The sequence below is a fragment of the Streptomyces xiamenensis genome, from assembly GCF_000993785.3.
GTDB classification, from domain to species: Bacteria; Actinomycetota; Actinomycetes; order Streptomycetales; family Streptomycetaceae; genus Streptomyces; species Streptomyces xiamenensis.
This window is the reverse complement of sequence record NZ_CP009922.3, coordinates 2,780,594-2,803,262: the sequence shown is the minus strand read 5'-3', so window position 1 is coordinate 2,803,262 and position 22,669 is coordinate 2,780,594. Positions and strand designations below refer to the sequence as shown.

Sequence of the window (22,669 nt, the reverse complement as noted above, 5' to 3'; positions counted from 1 at the left end):
GGCAGCGCGTCCCGCACACCCTCCTGACAGATCGCGTCCACACTGTCAGACTGCCGAGGCATCATGATGTTACTCAGAGTGACCTCGGGAGGCTCCGGTGTTCAGCACGATGCAGGACGTACCGCTCACCGTCACACGCATACTGCGCCACGGGCAGCGCATCCACGGCGGCTCCCAGGTGATCACCTGGACCGGTGACCCGGCCACGCCCCGGCGCCGTACCTACGCCGAGATCGGCGCCCGCGCCGCCCAGCTGGCCCACGGTCTGCGGGAGCTGGGTGTGCGCCCCGGGCAGCCCGCCGCCACCCTGATGTGGAACAACGCGGAGCATGTCGAGGCGTACTTCGCGATCCCCGCCATGGGCTCCGTCCTGCACACCCTCAACCTGCGGCTCCCCGCCCACCAGCTGAGCTTCATCATCCAGCACGCGGACGACCGCGTGATCATCGCGAACGGCTCGGTCCTGCCACTGCTCGCGCCCCTGCTCCCCGCCCTCGACCGGGTCGAGCACATCGTGGTCAGCGGCCCCGGCGACACCTCACTCCTGGACGGCACCCGGGCCCGCGTCCACGACTACGAGGAACTGATCGCCGGCCGCCCCACCACCTACCCGTGGCCCGACCTGGACGAACGCGCCGCCGCCGCCCTGTGCTACACCTCCGGCACCACCGGGGACCCCAGCGGCATCGTCTACTCGCACCGGTCCATCTACCTGCACTCCATGCAGGTCAACACGGCCGAGTCGATGGCCCTCACCGCCGGTGACGTCTCCCTGGCCGTGGTCCCGCAGTTCCACGTGCTCTCCTGGGGCCTGCCGCACGCCGCCCTGCTCTCCGGCTTCAGCCTGCTGATGCCCGACCGGTTCCTCCAGCCGGGGCCCCTCGCCGACATGATCGCCGCCGAACGCCCCCGGCACGCCGCCGCCGTCCCCACCATCTTCCAGGCCCTCGTCCACGAACTCGCCGAACGCCCCCGCGACATCTCCGCCCTCGCATCCGTCACCATCGGCGGCTCCGCCTGCCCCGAAAGCCTGATGCGCACCCTCGACGAGCGGTACGGCGTACGCGTCGCCCACGCCTGGGGCATGACCGAGACCTCCCCCCTGGGCACCACCTCCCAGCCGCCGCCCGGCCTCACCCCCGAGGAGGAGTGGCCCTACCGGCTCAGCCAGGGCCGCTTCCCGGCCGGCGTCGAGGCCCGCCTGATCGGCCCGGACGGCGCCGAGATGCCCTGGGACGGCACGGCGGCCGGCGAACTGGAGGTGCGCGGCCCCTGGATCGCCGGCGGCTACTACGGCGGCGCCGGCGCCACCGGCCCCGAGCGCCCCGCCGACCGCTTCAGCCCGGACGGCTGGCTGCGCACCGGCGACGTCGGCACCATCAGCCCCGACGGCTACCTCACCCTCACCGACCGCGCCAAGGACGTGATCAAGTCGGGCGGCGAGTGGATCTCCTCCGTGGAGCTGGAAGGGCTGCTGATGGGCCACCCCGAGGTACGGGAGGCGGCCGTGGTCGCCGTGCCCGACGAACGGTGGGGCGAACGCCCGCTCGCCTGCGTCGTCCCCGTCACCACCGGCGAGGTGGACTACGCCGCGCTGCGTGCCTTCCTCGGCGAACGGCTCGCCCGCTGGCAGCTCCCGGAACACTGGACGACCATCGAGGAGGTCCCCAAGACCAGCGTCGGCAAGTACGACAAGAAGGTGCTGCGAGCCCGCCAGGCGGCGGGCGACCTGACGGTCACCACCCTCGCCCCGGCCCCCCGCTGACCGCGCGGGGCACCGCCCGGCCGGCTGCGTCTCCCCACGCCACACGGCGTGCGGAGGCGCGGGCCCGGCAGGCGCCGTGCCCGCGCCGGACAGGGGCCTAGTGTGCGCCTATCTTGGTCAGCAGATCCACGATCTTGCTCTGCACCTCGGGATGGGTGGACCGCTCCGCCAGGAACAGCACCGTCTCGCCCGAGGCCAGCTGCGGCAACTGCGCCGGGTCCATCTCGGCCGCCGTGTAGACGACGAACGGGGTACGGCTCAGCAGCCCGTTGATGCGCAGCCAGTCGATGATGCCGGCCCGGCGACGGCGGACCTGGTTCAGGTCCATCACCACCAGGTTCGGCCGGATCTGCGCCGCCACCTCCATCGCCTCGGCGTCCGAGACGGCGTGCGCCGCCTGCATACCGCGCCGCTCCAGGGACATGGCCAGCGCCTGGGCGATGGCGGGCTGCTCCTCCACCAGCAGGACGCGCGGCGGATGCTGCTCGCTGTCGCGCGGTGCCAGCGCCTTCAGCAGGACGGCCGGATCGGCACCGTACGCCGCCTCCCGGCTGGCCTGGCCGAGACCGGCCGTCACCAGCACCGGCACCTCGGCGGCCACCGCCGCCTGCCGCAGCGACTGCAGCGCGGTGCGGGTGATCGGGCCGGTCAGCGGATCGACGAACAGCGCGGCCGGGTAGGCGGCGATCTGCGCGTCGACCTCCTCACGCGAGTGCACCAGGACCGGACGGTAGCCGCGCTCGGTGAGCGCCTGCTGGGTGGAGGGGTCCGGCTCGGGCCACACCAGCAGCCGGCGCGGATTGTCCAGTGGCTCCGGCGGCAGTTCGTCATCGGCCGGGGCGGGCACCCGCGGGGCGCCGCCCGGGCGCCCCTCGGTGACCTCCACCGCGCCGCCTGGACCGTCCAGCGGCTCCGGGCCCTCGGCGGCACCGGCCGCCGGGGCGCTGATGGCGAACTCCCGCCCGCCGCCCGTCACATTCTGCGCCGCCTGCCGGGCCGCGCCCACGGCACGGGCCTCGGCGGGTGCGGCGGCGCCCTCCGGACCCGCGGGCTGCGGCGGCTCGATCTCGGCGGGCGGGGCAGCGAGCTTGCGGCGGCGGCCCGGATGCGTCCCCGTCCCGGCGGCGCCGGTGCCCTGCGGCGGAGTGTGCACCGGGACGCCCTGGCCGAGCGTCTGCACACTCACGGCCGCCCGGGCGTCCGGCTTGCCGGCCCGGTCGCTGCCGGGCATCGGCAGGGCGCGGGGCTGGCGTACGGGCAGGGCGTTCTGCGGGGCGCTGCCGTCCAGAATCGGGCTGGCCGCGACGACGGAGTGCTCGACGGGCTGCGGTTCGGGTTCCGCCTCCACCTCCGGCGCGGGTGCCGGGGCGGGCACGGGCCCCTGGGGTTCCGCGCCCTGGCCCTCGCCCGGATTGGCCCGGCGACGGCGCCCGGTCGGCGCCTCGCCGGAGGGGCCCGTCGACTGCTGGGGAATCTCCGGCTCGGGCCCGGCGGCCGGCACCGGGCCCAGCGCGCGCCGGCGGCGACCGCCCAGCGTGCCGCCCTGCCCCTCCGGCTCCTCGGGCCCCGCCGCCGGCAGCGCCGCGGGCACCGGCACGGGCGCGGGCGCGGGAGCGGGCGTCGGCCCCGGGGGGAGCGCGGGCAGCGCCTCCCCCTGCCGCCGACGCCGCCCACTGGGCGCCTCGGCCTCGGCCTCCGCCGCCGGCTGCGGCTGCTTCTTCTTGGCCTGCGTCCCGCGCGCGGGCTGCGCGGGCACCGGCATCACCGTGGTGTCACCGCTGGCGTCCCGGCCCGCTCCCACGCCCGTACCGACGGCCTGGGGCGCGCCCGCGCCGTCCCCGCCGGAGACCGGAACCTCCAGCACATACGCGCTGCCGCCCGCCCCCGGCACCTGATGCGTCTGGAGCACGCCGCCGTGCTGCCGCACGATCCCGCGCACGATCGGCTCGTGCACCGCGCCGCCGCCGGGACGGGGCCCGCGTACCTCGATCCGTACGACATCCCCGCGCTGTGCCGCGGCCACCACGATCGTGGCGTCCCCGCCGCCGCCGCGGCCGGTGGCGTCCACCCCGGCCACATCGGCGATCAGATGGGCCAGCGCCTGCGCCAGCCGCTCCGGGTCCACCTCGGCGTCGATCGGCGGGGCGTGCACGGCGAACTGCACCCGGCCCGGGCCGATCAGCTCGGTCGCGCCCTCCACCCCGGCCGCCACGACCTCGTCCAGCGACGCCTTCTCCAGGGACAGCTTCTCGGTGCCCTCGTCCAGGCGCTGGTAGCTGAGCACGTTGTCGACCAGCGTGGTCATCCGGGCGTACCCGGCGGCCAGATGGTGCAGCAGCTGATTGGCCTCGGGCCACAGCTGCCCGGCCGGATCGGCGGCCAGCGTGGTGAGTTCGTCGCGCAACTGCTCCAGCGGGCCGCGCAGGCTCTCGCTGAGCACGGACTGCAACTGCACGTGCCGGGCGACGAGCGCGTCATACGGGCGCCGGTCGGTGAACGTGAGCACCGCGCCCACCAGTTGCTGCCCGTCCCGGACGGGCGCGGTGGTCAGATCCACCGGCACCGCGCGGCCGTCCTTGGTCCACAGCACCCGGCCGCGCACCCGGTGCTTGCGCCCGGAGTGCAGCGTGTCGTGCAGCGGGGTCTCCTCGTACGGCAGCGGGCTGCCGTCGGCGCGCGAGTGCTGGATGAGCGGGTGCAGTTCCTGGCCGCCGAGCTGGCTGGCCCGGTGCCCGAGGATCTGCGCGGCGGCCGGATTGACGAGCACGATGCGGCCCGCCGTGTCCACCCCCACCACGCCCTCGGAGGCGGCCCGCAGGATCATCTCCGTCTGCCGCTGCTGGCGGACGAGTTCGGCCTCGGTGTCCAGGGTCCCGGACAGGTCCCGCACCACCAGGACCAGCAGTTCCTCGCCCGAGTAGTCATCGGTGAACGCGGCCTCGACGGCCGAGGCGTAGTGCGCGTGCCGGTTGTTGAGCCCGGCGCTGGTCACCTCCACCGGCAACTCGACGCCGTCCGTGCGCCGCGCGACCATGCGGGTCGGCTTGGTGCGCGCGGCGGGATCCTCCTCGGGACGGCGCATGGAGCCCGGGATACGCCGCGGATCGAAGTCCGGGACGATGTCGAGCAGTCCGCGTCCGATGAGGGGCGCGCCGGGGACCTCCAGGGTCTCCATCGCGATGGCGTTGGCGTTGACGACGGTGCCGTTGCCGTTGACGAGCAACAGCGCGTCCGGCAGCGCGTCGAGTATGGCGGCGAGGCGAGCAGCGCCTCTCGCTGGCCTGCTGCTCACGACGTCGTTCCTCCCTAGCCCGTGCCAGTCGTTAGGGGGAGTCTACGGCCAGCGGTCCCCGGCGCGGTGGTGTGTTCGTGGAAGCGCTGTTCAGGAGTGGTTGCCGACCCGCGGCAGGGCGGGGACGAGGGCGTCCCAGCGGGCGATCTCACACCCGTCCGTGCGGCTGAACTCGGCGGCCACCCGCTGCCCGTCCCACACCCCTTCGACCCGCGCGGTGGCCGGTCCGCCGTAGACGCGGGTGCACAGGGTGCCCTCGGCGAGCGGCGCGAACGGCGTCCGCGCGGCCTCGATGGCGGCACAGGCGTCGGCCGCCCGCGGGTGGTCCCCGCCGGCCGGCGAGCAGCGGAGCCGCTGGACGCCGTCGGCCGACCCGTGATCGCTTACGGTGATCGTCAGCTCGTGGGTGGGCGCGGGCGCCGGCTGCGGCTGCGCGGTGCCGGCCAGAGCGGCGAGAACGAGGGCGGCGAGGGAACTGCTGTACACGGGGGCCTCCAGGACGATCGACTCCGGACGGGGTACTCCCCGCCGCCGTGCCTAACGCCCGTCCCCCCGGATCGTTGCGGAACGGATTGGCTGACCCCGCCACGCCTGTGGCATCATGTGCCACGCACCGTGTGCGAGGAGGCTTCGCCTAGTCTGGTCTATGGCGCCGCACTGCTAATGCGGTTTGGGGTAACCCCCCATCCCGGGTTCAAATCCCGGAGCCTCCGCCGTGAGCCCTGGTCCCAAGGACCAGGGCTTTGGTGTGTTTGCCCAGCTCAGAGGGGCTGGACGAACGGATTTCCCCCCCGGCCGCAGGTCATGTAATGTTGTCCCCGCAAGCCGGTCCGCAAGGGCCGCAGGCGCTCGTAGCTTAACGGATAGAGCATCTGACTACGGATCAGAAGGTTGCAGGTTCGAATCCTGCCGAGCGCACAGAATGAAGCCCCGTTCCCACCGGAACGGGGCTTTTTCATGCCAAGAGTGACCAAGCCCGGTCTGTCCGACCGCCCGGTGCGCCGGGCGGCCCACCCAAAGCCAACCGGCGTCATCTTCGGCCGTCAACAGGCATGGTGCGCCGGCCGGAAGCCTCGTTCGCGGCGGTGCTTTCGAGGGGGCACGTCGTCCGTGCCGCTGCAGCCTTCAGCCGTGACATCTAGCCCGACCTGTTGTGGTCTTCGGCTTCAAGTCCGACTGTCCGTAGGTCCTGGAGGGTTGCGTCCCTGTCGGGATTCGGGTCGGCAGGGGTCGAGCCGACCGGCGGCTGGCGCAGCTTTGCCTGAGGGTTCCGAGGGGGCCTGCCGTGCTGGTGTGATGACCGTGCCCGTGGCCGTCCGCCCAGGGTGCTGGCCGCAGCGGTCCAGCGCGCCCTGGTGCTTGCCGAAGACCTTGGATTCCAAGGTTAGACATGTGGACTTGCGCAAGTCGGTGCGTGCAATCGAAGGCTCAAGGCCATGTCAACCTTCGATGTTGCGGGTGGCTGGTTTGCGGACACGGGGTGGGCTGGTGCAGTATGAGCCGCACGCTGCGCGGGGACTGCGCGGCGGAGAGAAAGCTGAAGCCACCCGTCTGCTGTGATCGGGAGACGGGTGGCTGGGCTCCTGTCAGAGAGGCGCCGAGAACTTTATGGCTCAGCGAGGGCAAGATCATCAGACCGTCGCGCCGTTACCGACGGCCATCGTCTACAGCACGGCCCTGGCGGCGGGAGTTGTCCTGATCGGCAGCGGGCAGACCTCCGCGCCCGAAGCGTTGGGCTACGTCGCGCCCCTCCTCGTCCTGTATGAGCGGCTCCTGCATCGGCGGTAGCCGTCGTCATTGGCGACTCTCGGACCGTGCGTCGAAGAGGAGATGGGCCTCGGCAGTCAGAGCACAGTGTGCTGAGGTCAGCCGGAGTGCGAACCCGGCGATGCGGACCTCTCACAGCAGGGCTTCGGCCAGGGTGTGCCATTGGGGGAGGGGGATTTCTTCTTCGTTCCGGGTGACCACGTTCAGGGCGACGTGGTCCGCGCCGGCCGCGTGGAAGGTTTCGACCTTGGCGGCGATGTCGGCCGGGGAGCCCAGGGCGAAGACGGCGTCGAGGAGGGGGTCCGAGCCGCCGTTCTCGAAGTCCTCGGTGGTGAAGCCCAGCCGCTGGAGGTTGTTCGTGTAGTTGGGGAGGGCCAGGTAGCGGGCCAGGTAGGTGCGGGCCGTCTCGCGGGCGCGGGGGGCGTCGTCGTCCAGGACGACCTTCAGGTCGGGGGCGAGCAGGGCGTCCGGGCCGAGAGCCTCGCGGGCCTGCGCCGTGTGCTCCGCCGTGACCAGGTAGGGGTGGGCGCCCGCGGACTCGGTGCGGGCCAGCTCCAGCATGCGGGGGCCGAGGGCGGCCAGGACGCGGTGGTCCCTGGGGACCGGGGTGGTGGCCTCGTCCAGGGCGGTCAGGAAGTCCCGCATCGAGGCGTACGGCTTCTCGTAGCGCTCGGTGAGGATGGCGTGGCTGACGCCCAGGCCCAGCAGCAGCCGGTCGTCGAAGGCCGCGTTGACGCGGCTGAAGGCCTGGGCGACGTCGGCCGGCTCGTCGTTCCAGATGCTGAGGATGCCGGTGGCCACCACGATCCGGGAGGTGGCCTCCAGCAGCGGGACGGTGTCCCGCACGTGCGGGCTGCCGCCGAGCCAGATGGCGCCGTAGCCGAGGCGGTCCAGCTCGGTGGCGGCCTCGGTGATCTGGGCGCGGCGTTCGGGGTCCTCCGAGCGGAGCACGGGGGTCCAGATGCCGATCCTGCCGATGGTGTCCTTCAGCTGCTTCAGCGTCATGGGCCAAGACTGCCATCCCGAGCTTCAGCCGACGGTGATTTCGTCCCCTTGTACACGGACGTCCAGCGGCGGGAGGGGTTTGAGGGCGGGGCCCGAGAGGGGTTCGCCGGTGGCGGCGTCGAAGACCGAGTTGTGGAGATGGCAGCGGAGCTGGGTGCCCTCGGGGGTGACCTTGCCGCCCATGTGGGTGCAGACCGCGGTGAAGGCCACGAGCTCCGTGTCGTCGGCGCGGTAGAGCAGCGCCTCCTCGCCGGAGGCGGTGGCGACCTCCACCGCCTCGCCGACGGGGACGTCGGTCAGGGACAGCTCGGAGGGGGGCGTGCTCTTGTCCGCGCCGTCCCCGCCGGCGCCGCAGGCCGCCAGGCACAGGGTGCCGGCCGTCGCCGCCGCGCCCGTGATCAGGGCGCGGCGGCTGGGAGGTGTGAGGGGTCTGTCCGTGGCTCTCATACCCCGGTGAACGAACGGGGACGGATCAGGGTGCCGTCCACTTCTGGGCCGCGTTCCCGGAGCAGGTCGCGATCTGGAGCTGGTTGTTGTTGGCCGGGTCCGCCCAGGGAACGTCCAGGCACTTGTCGGCGGAGATGTTCACGATGTCCCGCGCGCCGCTGATCGCCCAGCGCTGTGTCGCGTTGCCCGTGCAGTCCCACAGGTGGACCTTCGTGCCGTCGCCGGTGGCGTTGCCCACCAGGCTCAGGCACTTGCCCAGCGCGCGCAGGGTGCCGTCGGAGTGGACCGTCCAGCGCTGCGCCGAGGAACCGTTGCAGTCGTACAGGACGACCGGGGTGCCGTTCGCGGTGTTCGCGCCCGCCACGTCGACGCACTTGCCGGCCAGGCCGGAGATCTGGCCGGTGCGGCCGTTGCCCCCGCCGTTGTCGCCCCCGCCGTCGTAGGAGGTGACCGTCACGTAGTCGACGATCATCTGCTGCGGGAAGGTGGTGCTGCCGTCCGGGTAGCCGGGCCATTCGCCGCCGACGGCCAGGTTGAGGATCATGAAGAACGGCTTGTTGAACGCCCACTGGTTGCCGCCGAGGTCGGCGGGGGTGCGGGTCTGGTAGGTGACGCCGTCCACGGACCAGCTGATCCGGTCGGGGGCCCAGTCCACCGCGAAGGTGTGGAAGTCGTCGGCGAAGGCCCGCCCGCCGGGCAGGGTGTACGAGGCGCCGATGCCGCCGCCGCCCGAGTAGCCGGGGCCGTGCAGGGTGCCGTGCACCGTGCCGGGCTCGCGGCCGATGTTCTCCATGATGTCGATCTCGCCGCTGGCCGGCCAGCCGATCTGGCCGATGTCGTTGCCCAGCATCCAGAACGCGGGCCAGATGCCCTGCCCGCGCGGCAGCTTGATGCGGGCCTCGACCTTGCCGTACGTCGTGGTGAACTTTCCGGCCGTGTTCATCCGGGCCGAGGTGTACTGGCAGGTCCCGTACCAGCACTGGTAGTTGTTCGGGTTCTCCTTGCGGGCGGTGATCACCAGGTTGCCGTTGCCGTCGAGGGCGGCGTTGTTGTTGCCCGGCGTGTAGTACTGGTGCTCGCGGTTGTTGCCGCTGTTGTCACCCGTCTCCAGCTGCCACTTGGAGCTGTCGACGGCCGAGCCGGCGGGGCCGTTGAAGTCGTCGTGGAACAGGACGGCCGCAGTGGACACATCGGTGTCCGTTTCCTGGTCGGCCGTCGCGGTCATGGCCGTCAGCGCGGTCCAGCCCAGGGCCAGTGACAGACCTGCCGCGAGAAGTCGGCGGGTGGGGGTACGCAGTGCGTGTCTCCGCTTCATGGCCCTTATTTCAGCGGCTCCCCCTGCGCATGACAAGGTGTTGGTATAGACCAGGCTTAGGGTGAGGTTAAGCCATCCTCAAGGGACCGGACTGTGTCCTGTGGGCAGGCGTTCGCTAGGGTCACCGGACATGGCTCACAACCCCCAAGCACCCCAGAACCCGCAGCAGGATCCGGCGGGCAGCACCCAGATGTTCCGCGCCTTCGTCGACGAGGAGCCGCCGCAGCGGCGCGCCCAGCAGTCGGCGTCGGCCGGCCCGCGTGTCGGGCTGATCGTGGGCATCGTGGTGGGTGTCATCGCGCTCGCCGGCGTGGCCTGGCTCGCCTTCAACTGACCCCTGTCACGTCCCCGGACCGGCGCCCCGACGCCGGTCCGGGTTTCTCATTCCTCGGCCGTCAGACCGTCGCGCAACTGGGCGAGGGTGCGCGTCAGCAGCCGTGAGACATGCATCTGCGAGATGCCGACCTCCTCGCCGATCTGCGACTGGGTCATGTTGGCGAAAAAGCGCAGCATGATGATCCGCCGCTCGCGCGCGGGCAGCTTCGCCAGCAGCGGCTTGAGGGACTCGCGGTACTCCACGCCCTCCAGCGCGCCGTCCTCGTAGCCGAGCCGGTCGGCCAACGAGCCCTCGCCGCCGTCCTCTTCGGGCGCGGGGGAGTCCAGGGAACTGGCGGTGTAGGCGTTGCCGACGGCGAGGCCGTCGACGACCTCGTCCTCCGACACCCCCAGGCACACGGCGAGTTCGGCGACGGTGGGGGAACGGTCCAGGCGCTGGGCGAGTTCGTCGCTGGCCTTGGTGAGGGCGAGCCGCAGCTCCTGGAGCCGGCGCGGGACCCGTACCGACCACGAGGTGTCGCGGAAGAAGCGCTTGATCTCCCCGACCACGGTGGGCATCGCGAAGGTGGGGAACTCCACCCCGCGTTCGCAGTCGAAGCGGTCGATCGCCTTGATCAGGCCGATGGTGCCGACCTGGACGATGTCCTCCATCGGCTCGTTGCGGCTGCGGAACCGCGCCGCCGCGTACCGCACGAGCGGCAGGTTGAGCTCGATGAGGGTGTCCCGGACATAGCCGCGCTCGGGGCTGTCCTTCTCCAGGGTGGCGAGGCGCTGGAAGAGGGAACGGGAGAGCGTGCGGGTGTCGAGGCCTTCGGTCGGCGGTACGGCGGGGAGCGGTTCGGGTTCCTGCGGCGTGCCGGCTGTGGTGAGCACCTTGGAGCTGCCCAGTTCTACGGACATGCCACCCCCTTGAGGTCGTGGACGGGTCACGGCGGCGCACTTGGTACGAGAAGTGGCGTCACCCTCGTGGATACCGGAGCTGCCGCCACGGCAAACGCGGTTCTAGCAGAATGTCACATGTCATCAACACGATGTAGCGTCATGTCGATAAAACGGCACAGCGAAGCCCGGAGTTCCAGGAGTTGGGTCCCTCGTTCGAGTTACGCGTCGATCGGATTTGCGGAACGCAGCCGCGCGAAGCTCCTGGTGAGCAGCCGCGAAACGTGCATCTGCGAGACGCCCAGCTCCGCGCTGATCTGCGACTGGGTCAGATTGCGGTAGTAGCGCAGCAGCAGGATGCGCTGCTCGCGCTCCGGCAACTGCACCAGCAGATGCCGTACCAGCGCCCGGTGTTCGACCCCCGCCAGCTCCGGGTCCTCGTACCCGAGCCGCTCGATCAGCCCGGCGGACCCGTCGTCGCGCTCCTGCGCCGCCTCCAGCGACGAGACGCGGTACGCGCTGCCCGCCTCCAGCGAGGCCAGCACGTCCTCCTCGGGGATCTGGAGCCGCTCGGCGATCTCCGCCGGGTTCGGGTCCCGCCCCAGCGCCACCGTCAGCTCCTCGGTGGCCGCCCGTACCTGGGCCCACAACTCGTGCAGCCGGCGCGGCACATGGACCGAGCGCACGCTGTCACGGAAGTAGCGGCGGATCTCGCCCACGATGGTGGGCATCGCGAAGGTGGGGAACTGCACCCCCCGCTCCAGGTCGAACCGGTCGATCGCGTGGATCAGCCCGATCGTCCCGACCTGGACGATGTCCTCCATCGGTTCGTTGCGGCTGTGGAAGCGCAGGGCCGCGTACCGCACCAGCGGCACATTGGCCTCGATCAGCGCTCCCCGGACCCGGGCGTGCTCGGCGGTGCCGGCCTCCAGCCGGTCCAGTTGCTCGAACAGCGCCTGCGTCAGCGCCCGTGCCTGGGCGCCCCGGGTCTGCGTCACCGCCACCAGCCGACCGACCTTTCACGTTTCAATCAACGGCAAAAGCGGTCATAGCATCACAAGACATGTCCACTGTGTGCAAGCACCTGAGCACGACGTGTTGATCGCCGTGCCCCGGGCGTCAGTGGACCAGGGAGGCCACCAACCGGCCCACCCCGAGCGCGGCCCCCGACACGGCCTCGATCGTCATCGCCGCGAAGTCCGCCGCCCGCCCCGGCTCCGCGATCACCGCGTACAGCACGAACACCAGCAGGGCGAAGAGCAGCAGCCGACGGGTGCGTTCCAGCGTCACAGCGGCGCCACCTCCCGCGGATACGGCGAGGGCCCGAGCCCCCGGAAGGGGGTCGGGCCCGTCGCACACACGCGGTAGCGGAGGGATTTGAACCCTCGGTGGAGTTGCCCCCACACTCGCTTTCGAGGCGAGCTCCTTAGGCCGCTCGGACACGCTACCGTGCGGAAGCTTAGCATCCGCCGCGCCGGAAGAATTCCGTGAGGAGGCCCGCGGTCTCCGCCTCCAGCACGCCACCGATGACCTCGGGCCGGTGATTGAGCCGCCGGTCGCGCAGGACGTCCCACAGCGAGCCCGCGGCACCCGTCTTGGCGTCCCTGGCGCCGTACACGACGCGCTCCACCCGGGAGAGCACGATGGCCCCCGCGCACATCGTGCACGGCTCCAGCGTGACCACCAGCGTGCAGCCGGTCAGCCGCCAGTCGCCGAGATGCCCGGCCGCCTCGCGCAGCGCCAGCACCTCGGCGTGCGCGGTCGGGTCCCCGGTGGCCTCCCGCTCGTTGAAACCCCGGCCGAGCACGGCCGCGCCGTCCGGCCCGCCGGGGCCGAGCACCAGTGCCCCGACGGGTACGTCACCGGCCGCGCCCGCCGTGCCGGCCAGGGTCATGGCCTGCCGCATCGCGGGGATCCAGGGATCGCGCAGGGGGTCCGCGGGGTCTGCGGGGTACGGCGGGCCACCAGCCGTTCCGTCACCCATCCCGCGCGGCACCCCGGGCGGTCACCTGACGGCCTCCAGCACATCCGCCGCGCCCAGCGTCTCGGCGATCTCGCCGAGCGCGTCGTCGGCGGAGAGCGTGAGCACGGTCCCGGCGTCGATGCCGAGATCGGCCAGCAGGCCCGCGTCCCCGACCGGGCCGCGCGGCACCTCGTCCGGATCGGTGTCGCCGTCCAGGGCGCCGCCGGCGCCGGTCTCGTCGTTGTCCGTGTCCCGGCCGGCCCCGACCTCGTCGTCCGCGGGCTCGTCCAGGTCATCGAGGGCCAGCATGTCGGCTTCCGCCGCCTCCCGGCCCAGCAGTTCGTCCGTCAGCAGGATCTCGCCGTACGCGCTGCGCATGGCCCGTGCGGCGTCCGAGACGAAGACGCGTGGATCGTCCTCGCCATCGATCCGGACGATGCCGAACCAGACGCCCTCCTGCTCGATGCAGACCAGGACGGTGTCGTCATCGGGAGCTGCCTCCCGGGCCAGATCGGCCAACTCGTCCAGGCTCTCCACATCGTCGAACTCGGTATCACTCGCTTCCCAACCATCATCGGTCCGCGCGAGCAGTGCGGTGAAGTACACCGTGACTCTCCCCACTCGGTCTGGCTCTGCCACTCAGCATCGTGGCAGAAAAGGGGTGCCCTGTCGGGTAACCCGGCAGTTCACCCGCGGAATATTCCGCATCCGCCCGGCAGCCGGAGTGTCCGGGGCATTCGGTACTGTCGCACTCATGCGGACCCATGTCGTCGACCACCCGCTGGTGGCGCACAAGCTGACCACGCTGCGCGACGAGCGCACCGATTCCCCCACCTTCCGGCGGCTGGCTGACGAGCTGGTCACCCTGCTGGCGTACGAAGCGACCCGTGACGTCCGCACCGAACTCGTGGACATCACCACCCCCGTGGCCGCGACGACGGGGGTGCGCCTGTCACACCCCAAGCCGCTCGTCGTGCCGATCATACGGGCGGGTCTGGGGATGCTCGATGGCATGGTGCGGCTGCTGCCGACCGCCGAGGTGGGCTTCCTGGGGATGGTCCGGGACGAGGAGACGCTGCAGGCGGCGACGTACGCCTCGCGGATGCCCGAGGACCTGTCGGGGCGCCAGGTGTACGTGCTGGACCCGATGCTGGCGACCGGCGGCACGCTGGTGGCGGCGATCCGGGACCTGATCGAGCGCGGCGCCGACGACGTGACCGCGATCTGTCTGCTGGCCGCCCCGGAGGGCGTGGAGCTGATGGAGCGCGAGCTGGCCGGAGCGCCGGTCACGGTGGTGACGGCGGCGCTCGACGAGCGGCTGAACGAGCTGGGCTACATCGTGCCGGGCCTGGGCGACGCCGGCGACCGGCTGTACGGGACGGCCGGCTGACGCGGCCGGTCAGCAGGCCGGGGCGGTCTCCTCTTCCGTGGGCTTGCGGAGCTCCTCCAGAGCGCGGGCGGCGTCCTGGGGGGCGGAGAGGTTCTTGAAGCCCTCGCCGATGACGAAGTCGACCTGGGGGCCGGCCGCGGCCTCCTCGTCCTGCTCCTCGTCCTCGGGTGCGGCCGGGGCCGCCGCGTCCCCCTCGGCCTGCTCCGCGCCGGCCAGCTGGGCGCCGACCACGGCCAGCGCGCCGGACTCCTGGGCGTCGGCGGCGCCCATCAGCAGCCCGGGCGCCGCGACCTTGCCGTCCAGCTCCTCGGGGGCGTTGTCCACCGTGCCGATGGTGAAGCCGCGTTCGGCGAGCGCGTCGGCGGTCTGCTGGGCGAGGCCGGTTCGGGCGGTCGCGTTGTAGACGTTGACGGTGATCGTCTTGGGCTCCGGCAGTTCCGCCAGCGGTCCCGAGGCGCCCTCGGCCTCGTCCCCGGCTTCGGGCCGGTCGGTGGCGCACTCCCGCACGCCGGAGGCGGCCGGCCGGGTGCCGTCGCCCTCCGCGTCCGCGGAGAACACCCGGATGAGCTGGAGCGTGCCGGTGCCCACCAGGCCGAGGACCGCGAGGGTGGACAGGGCCACGGCAACGGTGCGGCGGCGACGGCGCGGGGGGCGCATCCGGGGGTAGCGGTCACCCGTGACGCGGTTCTTCTTTCCGCCCATGCCGGGAGGCGTCAGCATGCTCATGGACGCAGCGTAGTCATGTGCGGCGCCAGGACCTACTAAATGATCAACCGATGGGCGGAACCGGCCCCGAACGGCGGACCGGCCGCGGCCTCACAGCGGGTGGTCCATCTCCAGGACCCGGGCGTGCAGGACCTGGCGCTGCTGGAGCGCGGCGCGGACCGCCCGGTGCAGGCCGTCCTCCAGATAGAGGTCGCCCTGCCACTTCACGACATGGGCGAAGAGGTCGCCGTAGAAGGTGGAGTCCTCGGCGAGCAGCGTTTCCAGGTCCAGCTGGCCCTTGGTGGTGATCAGCTGGTCCAGGCGCACGGGGCGAGGGGCGACGTCCGCCCACTGCCGCGTGTTCTCCCGGCCGTGGTCAGGGTATGGCCGGCCGGTTCCGATGCGCTTGAAGATCACAGGCAGAGCCTACCGGGCGGGGCCCCCACCGCGCAGCCGCACAGTTTTTTCCGGCCTCAGGGGGCGGTGGTGAGCGCTTCCGGGTGCCACACGGCACGACCGACCGTCCGCGCGATCACGCGGATGTTCGCGGCCAGCGCCTCGTGGCCGATATTGCCGAGGTCGTCACAGACGGAGTGGTAGCAGGGATCGTACGGTTCGCCCGCGGTGCCGCCCCACAGCCGGGCCTGGGCCTCGGTCTTCAGGCCCTCGGCGCCGGTGAACAGGCCGCCGGCCGCGATGCCCGCCTCGACGAAGGGGGCGTGGTCGCTGCGGCTGCCGAACGGCGTGAGTTCGGCGGTCAGGCCCTGCTCGGCGAGGGACGTCACCAGGTGCTCCGTGACCGCGGCCGAGCCGGCCGGCCCCTCGCTCCCGTCGTAGACGAACAGGGCGTGGTTGGGGGAGGCGATCATGTCGAAGTTCAGATAGACGGAGATCGTGTCCCGCTCGGCGCCGCTGAGCCCGGCCACGTAGTGGCGGGAGCCGAGCAGCCCCCACTCCTCCGCGGACCACAGCGCGAACCGTACGGTGGCGCCGCCGCCGCGGTGGTGCTCGGCCAGCCGCAGGGCGGTCTCCAGGACGCCGGCCGTGCCGGAGCCGTTGTCGTTGATGCCGGGGCCCTCGCGCACCGAGTCCAGGTGGGCGCCCGCCATCACCACCCGGTCGGGGTCGCCGCCCCGGCTCTCGGCGATGACGTTGAAGGTCTCGCGCTCCTCGGCGAGCTGTTCCAGCTCCAGGTGGACGGTCGCCCCGTCCGCCGCCGCCAGCTCGCGGCCGTCCGCCAGGGTGAGGCCGCCGACCGGGATCACCCCGGCGTCCGGGTCGCTGAGGCTGCCGGTGAAGGGGGTGTCGCCGGGGACGTTGTCGTGGACGAGGGCGGCCACCGCGCCCGCCGCCGCCGCGTGGGCGGCCTTCTCGGCGAAGGTGCAGGTGCCGCGGGCGATCAGGGCGATCCGGCCCCGGTACGTGTCGCCCGCGAAGTCGCCGGGCGCGCAGCCCTCGCCCCCGGCGACGGCGAGCGGGGCCGTCAGCCCGCCGGGCGGGGTGTTCGCGGTGTACGTGAGGGCCCGCACGGGGACGGCGCGCTCCCCGTCGCCGGTGAGGGTGAGGCGTTCGGCGGTGGTCTCCCGGTGGGAGAAGGTGAAGGGCTGGTGGCTGACCCGGTAGCCGGCCGCCTCCAGCAGCGCGGTGGCGTAGCGCGCCGAGCGCTCGTGGCCCGTGCTGCCGGCCTCGCGGTGTCCGCCGGAGGCGTCGGCGATCCGCTGGAGGGCGGTCAGATGGCGCAGGGCGCCCTCGGCGGTGGTCCGCTCGGCGAGGACCTCGGCGAGGTGGTCGCCGGGGCCGGGGGCCTCGGCGGCCCGGGGGGTTTCGGGGGCGAGCCCGAGCAGGAGGGGGAGGACGGCCAGCGGCGCGATGATCGTACGCATTCTTTTGTGCACGGAGGGTGACGGTAGGCGTCCGACTCGGTGCTGTCACGCAGGTCAGCGGTGCGTCCCGGTAGTTGAGATCACATTGACCTATTAGATGTACACGACACATAGTTGCCCGCATGGGTGGTGTGATCACAGGGTTCGCGATCATCGCCAGCGTGATCGGCACCGGCTATCTGCTCGGATGGCGGGGATCGCTCGGCGAGAACGGGCGGGAGGTCCTCACCAAGCTCGCCTTCTACGTCGCCACCCCCGCGCTGCTGTTCACCACCCTCGCCGGCGCCGATCTGGGCGTCATCTTCTCCACCCCGCTGCTGGTCACCGCCATCTCGACGTGCGCGGTCGCGGCCGTCTTCATCGCGCTCGGCGCGATACGCGGCTGGGGGGTGGGCCGCACCACCATCGGCGCGCTGTGCTCCAGCTACGTGAACGCGGGCAACCTCGGCATCCCCATCGCGGTGTACGTGCTGAACGACGCCACCCTGGTCGCGCCGGTGCTGCTCTTCCAGCAGCTCATCGTCATGCCGGTGGCGCTGACCGTGCTCGACCTGTCGGGCGGGGGCAGCGCGGGCACCCCGGTGTGGCAGCGGGTGCTGACCCCGTTCCGCAACCCCGTGGTGATCAGCGCGCTCGCCGGCGTCGCGGTGGCGGGCTCCGGCTGGACGGTGCCCGAGCAGCTGCTGGAGCCCGCGGTGCTCATCGGCAACATGGCGGTGCCCGCCGTGCTGCTGGCGTTCGGGATCTCGCTGCACGGCAGCAGCCTGCCGGGGCAGGGGGACGACCGCTGGCCGATGCTGCTGTCCGTCGCCCTGAAGTCGGTGGGCATGCCGGTGGTGGCCTGGGCGGTGGCCGCCGGGGTCTTCGGGCTCGGGGCCACCGATGTCTTCCACGTCGTGGTGACCTCCGCGCTGCCGGCCGCGCAGAACCTGTTCACCTACGCCTCCCGCTACCAGGTGGGGGTGCGGCTGGCCCGGGAGTCGATCCTGCTGTCGACGGTGCTGGCCATCCCGGTGCTGGTGGTCGTGGCCGCCCTGCTGGGCTGACCCCGGGCCGCGCGCGGACCGCCCGCCCCGCGATGTTGGGTTAGGTTCAGCTCTGTTGATTCGCGGGCGTTTCTCTTACGCTTCGGCCCTATGACCGTTCTCTTCCGCGACCCCGTGCACGACGGGGCCACCGACCCCACCCTCATCCGGCACCGCGACACCGGGGCGTGGTGGATGTTCTACACCGCCCGCCGGGCCGGCCACGACGGCGCGGGCGTGGAGTGGGTGCACGGCACCGACATCGGCATCGCCGTCAGCACCGACGACGGCGCGCACTGGGAGTACCGGGGCATCGCCCGCGGCCTGGAGTACGAGGCGGGCCGCAACACCTACTGGGCCCCCGAGGTGCTGTGGCACGACGGCACGTACCACATGTACGTGACCTACCTCACCGGCATCCGCGCCGACTGGAGCGGGCCGCGCCACATCCTCCACTACACCTCCGCCGACCTCGAGCACTGGAACTTCGTCTCCCGCCTGGAACTCTCCTCCGAGAAGGTCATCGACGCCTGCGTGTGGCCGCTGCCGCCCGAGGCCGGCGGCGGCTGGCGGATGTGGTTCAAGGACGAGGCGGACGGCTCCACAATTCACGCCGCGGATTCACCCGATCTCTTCTCCTGGCGCCCGATCGGCCGCGCCCTGGAGGGTGACCAGGCCCACGAGGGCCCCACCGTCCTCGCCCACGCCGGCGCCTACTGGATGCTCACCGACTGCTGGGACGGGCTGCTGGTGTACCGCTCCACCGACCTGACCCACTGGGAGCGGCAGCCCGGCGCCGTCCTGGCCGGCGAGAGCCCCGCGCACCACGCGGTCGCGATCGGCCAGGGGGAGGACGCGGGGCTGCTCGTCTACTTCACCCAGCCCGAGCCCGACAGCGCGCCGCGCCGCTCCCAGGTCGAGGCGCTGCCGCTGGCGGTCGTGGACGGCGCGCTGACACCCCTGGTGTCCGGCACCCTCCCGCCGCTGCGCGCGGACCTCACCGTGCCGCTGCGCGGCGGGACGGCGCACTGAGCGGCTCCGGCGCCGCGCCGCCCCCGTAGCACTGCGGGCAGTGCTCGCGCCGCACCTCCAGCGGCGAACGCGCGTCGTCGTAGCGGTAGATCTCGCCCACCGAGCCGTCACAACCCCGGGTCGGACACGGGGCGTTGGCACGCAGCGCGGAGGCGCGCGGGGCGGCGGCCGGCACCCAGTTGCAGGACAGGCACGGGTGGAGGAAGATCTCGCCGCGCACGTCCAGCGCGGTCACCGCCTGCGGGGCATCGCAATCGGGGCAGGGGTAGGCCATGCGCCGGAACGTACCCGGCTCACGCCCTTCCCCTGCCCCGAGTCAGCTTCTGTCACCCGTGGACGCCCGTGCGATCAGCCGGAGATGGTCCACTTCTGCGCCGGGTTGCCCGAGCAGATGGCGATCTGGAGCTGGATGCCGCTGGAGGAGTCCGCCCAGGGCACGTCCAGGCACTTGTCGGCCGAGATGTTCACGATGTCGTTGTTGGGGCTGACGGCCCAGCGCTGGGTGGCGTTCCCGGTGCAGTCCCACATGTGCAGGAGCGTGCCGTCGGAGGTCTTGGCGCCCACCAGGCTCAGACAGTTGCCCATCGCGCGCAGGGTCCCGTCCGACCAGAAGTTCCACTTCTGGGCGTTACTGCCGTTGCAGTCGAACAGGGTGGCCGGCGTGCCGTTGTCGGTACGGGAGTTGGCCACGTCCAGACACTTGCCGTCCAGACCCTTGATCTGGACGTTGCCACGGGTGATGTACGGGGCCGGCGGGTCCTCGTTCTTGGGCTCGGCCGGAGGATCGTTCTTCTTCTCCTCCTTCTCGGCCGGCGGGTCCGCCTGCTTCTCCTCCTCGACCACCACCGGCGGAGCGGCGGGCGGGGGCGCGGCCGGCGGGTCGGCCGGCCTCCGCTCCTCCTCCTTCTTCTCTTCCTCTTCTTCCTCCTCCTCGACGAGTTCCTCCTCGGGCTCCTCGGAGGGCAGTTCCTCGATGATGAGGGGCGGGAGTTCGAACTCGGGGGTACGGACGTCGGCGGCCAGTTCCGTGTTGCCGCTGTCGAAGACGTTGGCGCTCAGCAGCGGCACCGCGAGGACGGTGGCGGCCGCGAGCACGACGCCGGAACCCAGCGACGTCCACACCCGGCGGCCGGGAACGAGACCGCGCGGCGCCCGGGCGGGCGCGCGGGCGAAAGTCTCCGCGAATCGTGCATCGGACATGGGGTCTTCTCCTGTCAGAGGGGAAGGTCTTCTTCGCGCAGCGTCATCAGCTGCTGCGCCTCGGGGTTGGTCAGTTCGGAGACACGCATGGCCTGACGCTCCGTCATGGCCTGGAACAGCTGGCGCGCGGTACGGCCGTTGCCGAACCGGTCATCGCGCGGAATGGCCTCCACATAGGCCGCCAGCCGGTCGCGGGCGCCGTCGCTCAGCTCGTAGCTGTGCTGCTGGGCGTGGTGTTCCACGATGGACACGAGTTCCTGGGAGGTGTAGTCGGCGAACAGCAGCGTACGGGTGAACCGTGAGGACAGGCCAGGGTTGGAGCCGATGAAGCGGTCCATGTCCTGGGGATATCCGGCGGCGATGACCACGACCTCGTCACGGTGGTCCTCCATGAGCTTCACCAGGGTCGCGATCGCCTCCCCGCCGAAGTCATTGGCGACACCGGCCGGAACCAGCGCGTACGCCTCGTCGATGAAGAGTACGCCGCCGCGCGCCCGCTGGAACGCCTCGGTGGTCTTGGGACCGGTGTGCCCCACGTACTCGCCGACCAGCGCGCTGCGGTCCACCTCCACCAGGTGGCCCTTGCCCAGCAGCCCCAGCGCCTTGAGCAGCCGGCCGTACAGCCGCGCCACCGTGGTCTTGCCCGTACCGGGGTTGCCCGCGAAGACCAGATGCCGCGAGAGCGGCGGGGCCGGCAGCCCCGCCTCCTCGCGCATCCGCACCATCTGCATGAGCTTCACCATGCCGCCGACGTCGCCCTTGACCCCGTCCAGGCCCACCAGCTCGTCGAGTTCGGCCAGCAGCTCCTCCAGGGTCTCCGGCTCCGGCTCGGCCTCGCCCGCGTCGGCCAGACCCGCCTCGGGGTCATCGGCCGAGGCCGCGCCGGTGCCGCCGTTGATGTCCTGGGGCACGGCGGGAGGGCTCCCGGGGCCCGCGCCGGGACCCGCGGGACCGCCCGGCCCGCCACCGCCCTTGGGGCCGGTGCCGATCGGGCCGCCGGTCAGCGTCGCGCTGCCCACCCGGACCGACACGCACTCCTCGAACGTCGGCTTCGCCCCGTTCGCCGTGCCCACGTCCTGCTCGCAGTCGAAGACCCGGCAGCCGCGGAACACCGGCTCGGCGTCCGCCCCGATGTGCAGCGCCGGGAAGGTCGTCACCGACACGTCGCAGTGCTCGAAGAGGCCGCGCGCCTTCTCCCCGACCAGGATGCCGTTCTTGCCGGCCCGTTCGATCCGCACCCCGCGCACCTGCGGCTCGGTGCCCTGCCACACCACCAGGCCGCTGCCGCCCGCCCCGTAGACCCCGCCGCCCTCCATCCGCAGCCGGGCCCCGGAGTCCACCGTCACCCCGGCGCTGCCCACCCCGGTCACCGAGGTGGCCAGCAGGGCGACGGTGGCGTCCGTGCCGATCTCCACGCCGCCCTTGCTCTGGCCGCCGATGGCGCACTCGCGCAGTTCGCTCTCGCCCGAGGACCGCACCCGCACCCCGGTCTCGCCGCCCACCACCCGGCTGCCGCGCATCGTCAGCCGGGCCGCATCCGTCACCTGCGCCCCGCACATCACCGCGCCGGTCAGGGTGCAGCCGGTCAGCTCGGCACTCGCCGAGTCGGTGACGGCCACCGCGTGTTCGCGGCTGTCGGCGACGACGGTGCCCAGCACCGTGCCCGTGGAGCGGTCCGCGAAGTGCAGAGCGGAGAAACCGGTGCGCGACAGCTGGCAGTTCACCGCCTCCGCCGTGGCGTCCCCCAGCGCGAGCAGGCCGTTGGCGGCAGGCTCCACGATCCGGCAGCCGTTCGCGATCAGCCGGGTGGTGCCGCCCGCCGCCAGCGCGCTGCCGCCGGCCCGGGTCACCCGGCAGTCCGTCAACTCCGCCCGTGCCTCGTGGTCCAGTTGCACCCCGGACATCGCCACGCCGTCGATGCGGCAGTCCTCCACCTTGGCGCGCGCGGTGTCCTGCACCAGCACCCCGTGCCGCCCCGCCCCGGACAGCCGCGCGTCGCGCACCAGCAGCCGGGAGTTGCCCCGGGCGCGCAGCGCCGAACCGGACACCTCGCTCACCCGCAGCCGCTCGGCCAGCAGCACCGCGGCGCCCGACAGCACCACCCCGATGCCCTCCACCGAGTCGATGATGGAGTCCTCGGCGCGGGCCCGGGCGTCGCCGTCCAGGTGCAGGGCGGTGTGGTGCGCGCCGTGCAGCCGGGTGTGCCGCAGGACGAGCACGCCGCCGGCCACCGGATCGTCCAGCTGGGCGCGCAGATCGTCGTCCACCGTCAGCGGCAGCGGGCCGCCGTCGGGGTCGGCCGGCACCCCGGCCGAGCCCAGCACCTCCACCCGGCCGTGACTGAGCCCGCAGTCCTCCAGGGTGAGCCCGGAGCCGTCCTCGACCCGGACCAGCGGCTGGGCCGGGTCCTGGCCGCGCAGCACCAGGCCGCGCACCAGGCAGTCGGCGGCGGCCACGGTCAGCGCCGGACTCTCCACCGGGCGGATGACGACCGAGCCCGCGCCGGCGGCCGGTTCCAGGGTCACGCGGCGCTCCAGGCGCAGCGCCTCCGGGTATTCACCGGGCGCGATGGAGATCACCGCGCCCGCCTCGGCGGCGGCCAGGGCGCGCGCGATGGTGCGGTGGGCGCCGCGGCCCTTGGGGGCGACCAGGATCTTCATCGGTA

21 protein-coding genes and 3 tRNA genes are annotated in these 22,669 nt (G+C 72.4%); 7 read left to right on the top strand and 17 right to left on the bottom strand.

Translation table 11 applies throughout. The annotated features are described in order from the left end of the window. Window positions 1–97: 97 nt before the first annotated feature. On the top strand, window positions 98–1,765 hold the full coding sequence (locus SXIM_RS12785; RefSeq protein WP_046724034.1) for a long-chain fatty acid--CoA ligase: 1,668 nt from the start codon (window positions 98–100) through the stop codon (window positions 1,763–1,765). 97 nt (window positions 1,766–1,862) lie between these two features. Here SXIM_RS12785 and SXIM_RS12780 read toward each other — a convergent pair whose 3' ends face one another. Together SXIM_RS12780 and SXIM_RS12775 are read right to left on the bottom strand one after the other, a co-directional pair. Then, window positions 1,863–5,057 (bottom strand): response regulator, encoded by a 3,195-nt coding sequence (locus SXIM_RS12780; protein ID WP_046724033.1) that lies wholly within the window; start codon window positions 5,055–5,057, stop codon window positions 1,863–1,865. Window positions 5,058–5,147: 90 nt separating this feature from the next. After that, window positions 5,148–5,543, bottom strand: coding sequence for an SSI family serine proteinase inhibitor (locus SXIM_RS12775; RefSeq protein WP_030732334.1), 396 nt, complete (start codon window positions 5,541–5,543; stop codon window positions 5,148–5,150). 137 nt (window positions 5,544–5,680) lie between these two features. Between SXIM_RS12775 and SXIM_RS12770 the strand changes: the two genes are divergently transcribed. Beyond that, window positions 5,681–5,770, top strand: a tRNA-Ser gene (locus SXIM_RS12770). A 132-nt stretch (window positions 5,771–5,902) separates the two neighbouring features. Beyond that, window positions 5,903–5,975: transfer RNA gene (locus SXIM_RS12765), tRNA-Arg, on the top strand. A 981-nt stretch (window positions 5,976–6,956) separates the two neighbouring features. Here SXIM_RS12765 and SXIM_RS12755 read toward each other — a convergent pair. Genes SXIM_RS12755 through SXIM_RS12745 form a run of 3 tightly spaced genes read right to left on the bottom strand, consistent with a single transcriptional unit; the run spans window position 6,957 to window position 9,591 of the window. Then, entirely contained in the window at window positions 6,957–7,829 is an 873-nt protein-coding gene (locus SXIM_RS12755) for an LLM class F420-dependent oxidoreductase (protein WP_030732327.1), read from the bottom strand. A 24-nt stretch (window positions 7,830–7,853) separates the two neighbouring features. Further along, entirely contained in the window at window positions 7,854–8,276 is a 423-nt protein-coding gene (locus SXIM_RS12750; protein ID WP_030732324.1) for a Rieske (2Fe-2S) protein, read from the bottom strand. 25 nt (window positions 8,277–8,301) lie between these two features. After that, on the bottom strand, window positions 8,302–9,591 hold the full coding sequence (locus SXIM_RS12745) for a family 16 glycosylhydrolase (RefSeq protein WP_174864316.1): 1,290 nt from the start codon (window positions 9,589–9,591) through the stop codon (window positions 8,302–8,304). A gap of 130 nt (window positions 9,592–9,721) precedes the next feature. On the opposite strand from SXIM_RS12745, the gene SXIM_RS12740 reads away from it, so the two are divergent. After that, complete coding sequence (locus tag SXIM_RS12740; protein ID WP_030732318.1) at window positions 9,722–9,925, top strand: hypothetical protein; 204 nt, start codon at window positions 9,722–9,724, stop codon at window positions 9,923–9,925. Window positions 9,926–9,972: 47 nt separating this feature from the next. Here SXIM_RS12740 and SXIM_RS12735 read toward each other — a convergent pair whose 3' ends face one another. The 6 genes from SXIM_RS12735 to SXIM_RS12715 form a co-directional block, all read right to left on the bottom strand. Next, entirely contained in the window at window positions 9,973–10,827 is an 855-nt protein-coding gene (locus tag SXIM_RS12735) for an RNA polymerase sigma factor SigF (protein WP_030732317.1), read from the bottom strand. A 200-nt stretch (window positions 10,828–11,027) separates the two neighbouring features. Then, the gene (locus SXIM_RS12730; RefSeq protein ID WP_030732314.1) at window positions 11,028–11,810 is read right to left on the bottom strand and encodes an RNA polymerase sigma factor SigF; all 783 of its coding nucleotides are present in this window, start codon (window positions 11,808–11,810) and stop codon (window positions 11,028–11,030) included. A gap of 115 nt (window positions 11,811–11,925) precedes the next feature. Continuing rightward, window positions 11,926–12,096 carry a hypothetical protein gene (locus tag SXIM_RS27415; RefSeq protein WP_158708025.1) on the bottom strand — a complete coding sequence of 57 codons (171 nt, stop codon included), beginning with the start codon at window positions 12,094–12,096 and terminating at the stop codon, window positions 11,926–11,928. 72 nt (window positions 12,097–12,168) lie between these two features. Continuing rightward, window positions 12,169–12,255 (bottom strand) — tRNA-Ser (locus tag SXIM_RS12725). A gap of 10 nt (window positions 12,256–12,265) precedes the next feature. Then, the gene (gene tadA, locus SXIM_RS12720) at window positions 12,266–12,790 is read right to left on the bottom strand and encodes a tRNA adenosine(34) deaminase TadA (protein WP_078635472.1); all 525 of its coding nucleotides are present in this window, start codon (window positions 12,788–12,790) and stop codon (window positions 12,266–12,268) included. A gap of 21 nt (window positions 12,791–12,811) precedes the next feature. Continuing rightward, window positions 12,812–13,375, bottom strand: a complete 564-nt coding sequence (locus SXIM_RS12715; protein ID WP_030732309.1) for a tRNA adenosine deaminase-associated protein — start codon at window positions 13,373–13,375, stop codon at window positions 12,812–12,814. Between the two features lie 148 nt (window positions 13,376–13,523). Between SXIM_RS12715 and upp the strand changes: the two genes are divergently transcribed. After that, window positions 13,524–14,159, top strand: a complete 636-nt coding sequence (gene upp / locus SXIM_RS12710) for a uracil phosphoribosyltransferase (protein ID WP_030732306.1) — start codon at window positions 13,524–13,526, stop codon at window positions 14,157–14,159. A gap of 9 nt (window positions 14,160–14,168) precedes the next feature. Here the strand turns inward: upp and SXIM_RS12705 are convergent, their stop codons facing one another. From SXIM_RS12705 to SXIM_RS12695, 3 genes are all read right to left on the bottom strand, one after another. Further along, window positions 14,169–14,885: a LytR C-terminal domain-containing protein gene (locus SXIM_RS12705; RefSeq protein WP_078846905.1), complete on the bottom strand. Its 717-nt coding sequence runs from the start codon at window positions 14,883–14,885 to the stop codon at window positions 14,169–14,171. Between the two features lie 90 nt (window positions 14,886–14,975). Further along, on the bottom strand, window positions 14,976–15,281 hold the full coding sequence (locus SXIM_RS12700) for a type II toxin-antitoxin system VapB family antitoxin (RefSeq protein WP_030732301.1): 306 nt from the start codon (window positions 15,279–15,281) through the stop codon (window positions 14,976–14,978). A gap of 56 nt (window positions 15,282–15,337) precedes the next feature. Beyond that, window positions 15,338–16,747 carry a M28 family peptidase gene (locus tag SXIM_RS12695; RefSeq protein WP_053116182.1) on the bottom strand — a complete coding sequence of 470 codons (1,410 nt, stop codon included), beginning with the start codon at window positions 16,745–16,747 and terminating at the stop codon, window positions 15,338–15,340. Between the two features lie 122 nt (window positions 16,748–16,869). Here SXIM_RS12695 and SXIM_RS12690 point away from each other — a divergent pair, with 122 nt between their 5' ends. Both SXIM_RS12690 and SXIM_RS12685 read left to right on the top strand, forming a co-directional pair. Further along, window positions 16,870–17,793, top strand: coding sequence for an AEC family transporter (locus tag SXIM_RS12690; RefSeq protein ID WP_030732297.1), 924 nt, complete (start codon window positions 16,870–16,872; stop codon window positions 17,791–17,793). A 90-nt stretch (window positions 17,794–17,883) separates the two neighbouring features. Continuing rightward, window positions 17,884–18,804 carry a glycoside hydrolase family protein gene (locus tag SXIM_RS12685; RefSeq protein ID WP_046724030.1) on the top strand — a complete coding sequence of 307 codons (921 nt, stop codon included), beginning with the start codon at window positions 17,884–17,886 and terminating at the stop codon, window positions 18,802–18,804. Here the strand turns inward: SXIM_RS12685 and SXIM_RS12680 are convergent. From SXIM_RS12680 to SXIM_RS12670, 3 genes are all read right to left on the bottom strand, one after another. Then, entirely contained in the window at window positions 18,770–19,078 is a 309-nt protein-coding gene (locus SXIM_RS12680; RefSeq protein WP_046724029.1) for a hypothetical protein, read from the bottom strand. The genes SXIM_RS12685 and SXIM_RS12680 overlap by 35 nt on opposite strands. 74 nt (window positions 19,079–19,152) lie before the next feature. After that, on the bottom strand, window positions 19,153–20,004 hold the full coding sequence (locus SXIM_RS28100; protein ID WP_043177540.1) for an RICIN domain-containing protein: 852 nt from the start codon (window positions 20,002–20,004) through the stop codon (window positions 19,153–19,155). Between the two features lie 14 nt (window positions 20,005–20,018). Continuing rightward, window positions 20,019–22,664 (bottom strand): right-handed parallel beta-helix repeat-containing protein, encoded by a 2,646-nt coding sequence (locus SXIM_RS12670; protein WP_030732289.1) that lies wholly within the window; start codon window positions 22,662–22,664, stop codon window positions 20,019–20,021. Window positions 22,665–22,669 lie beyond the last annotated feature (5 nt).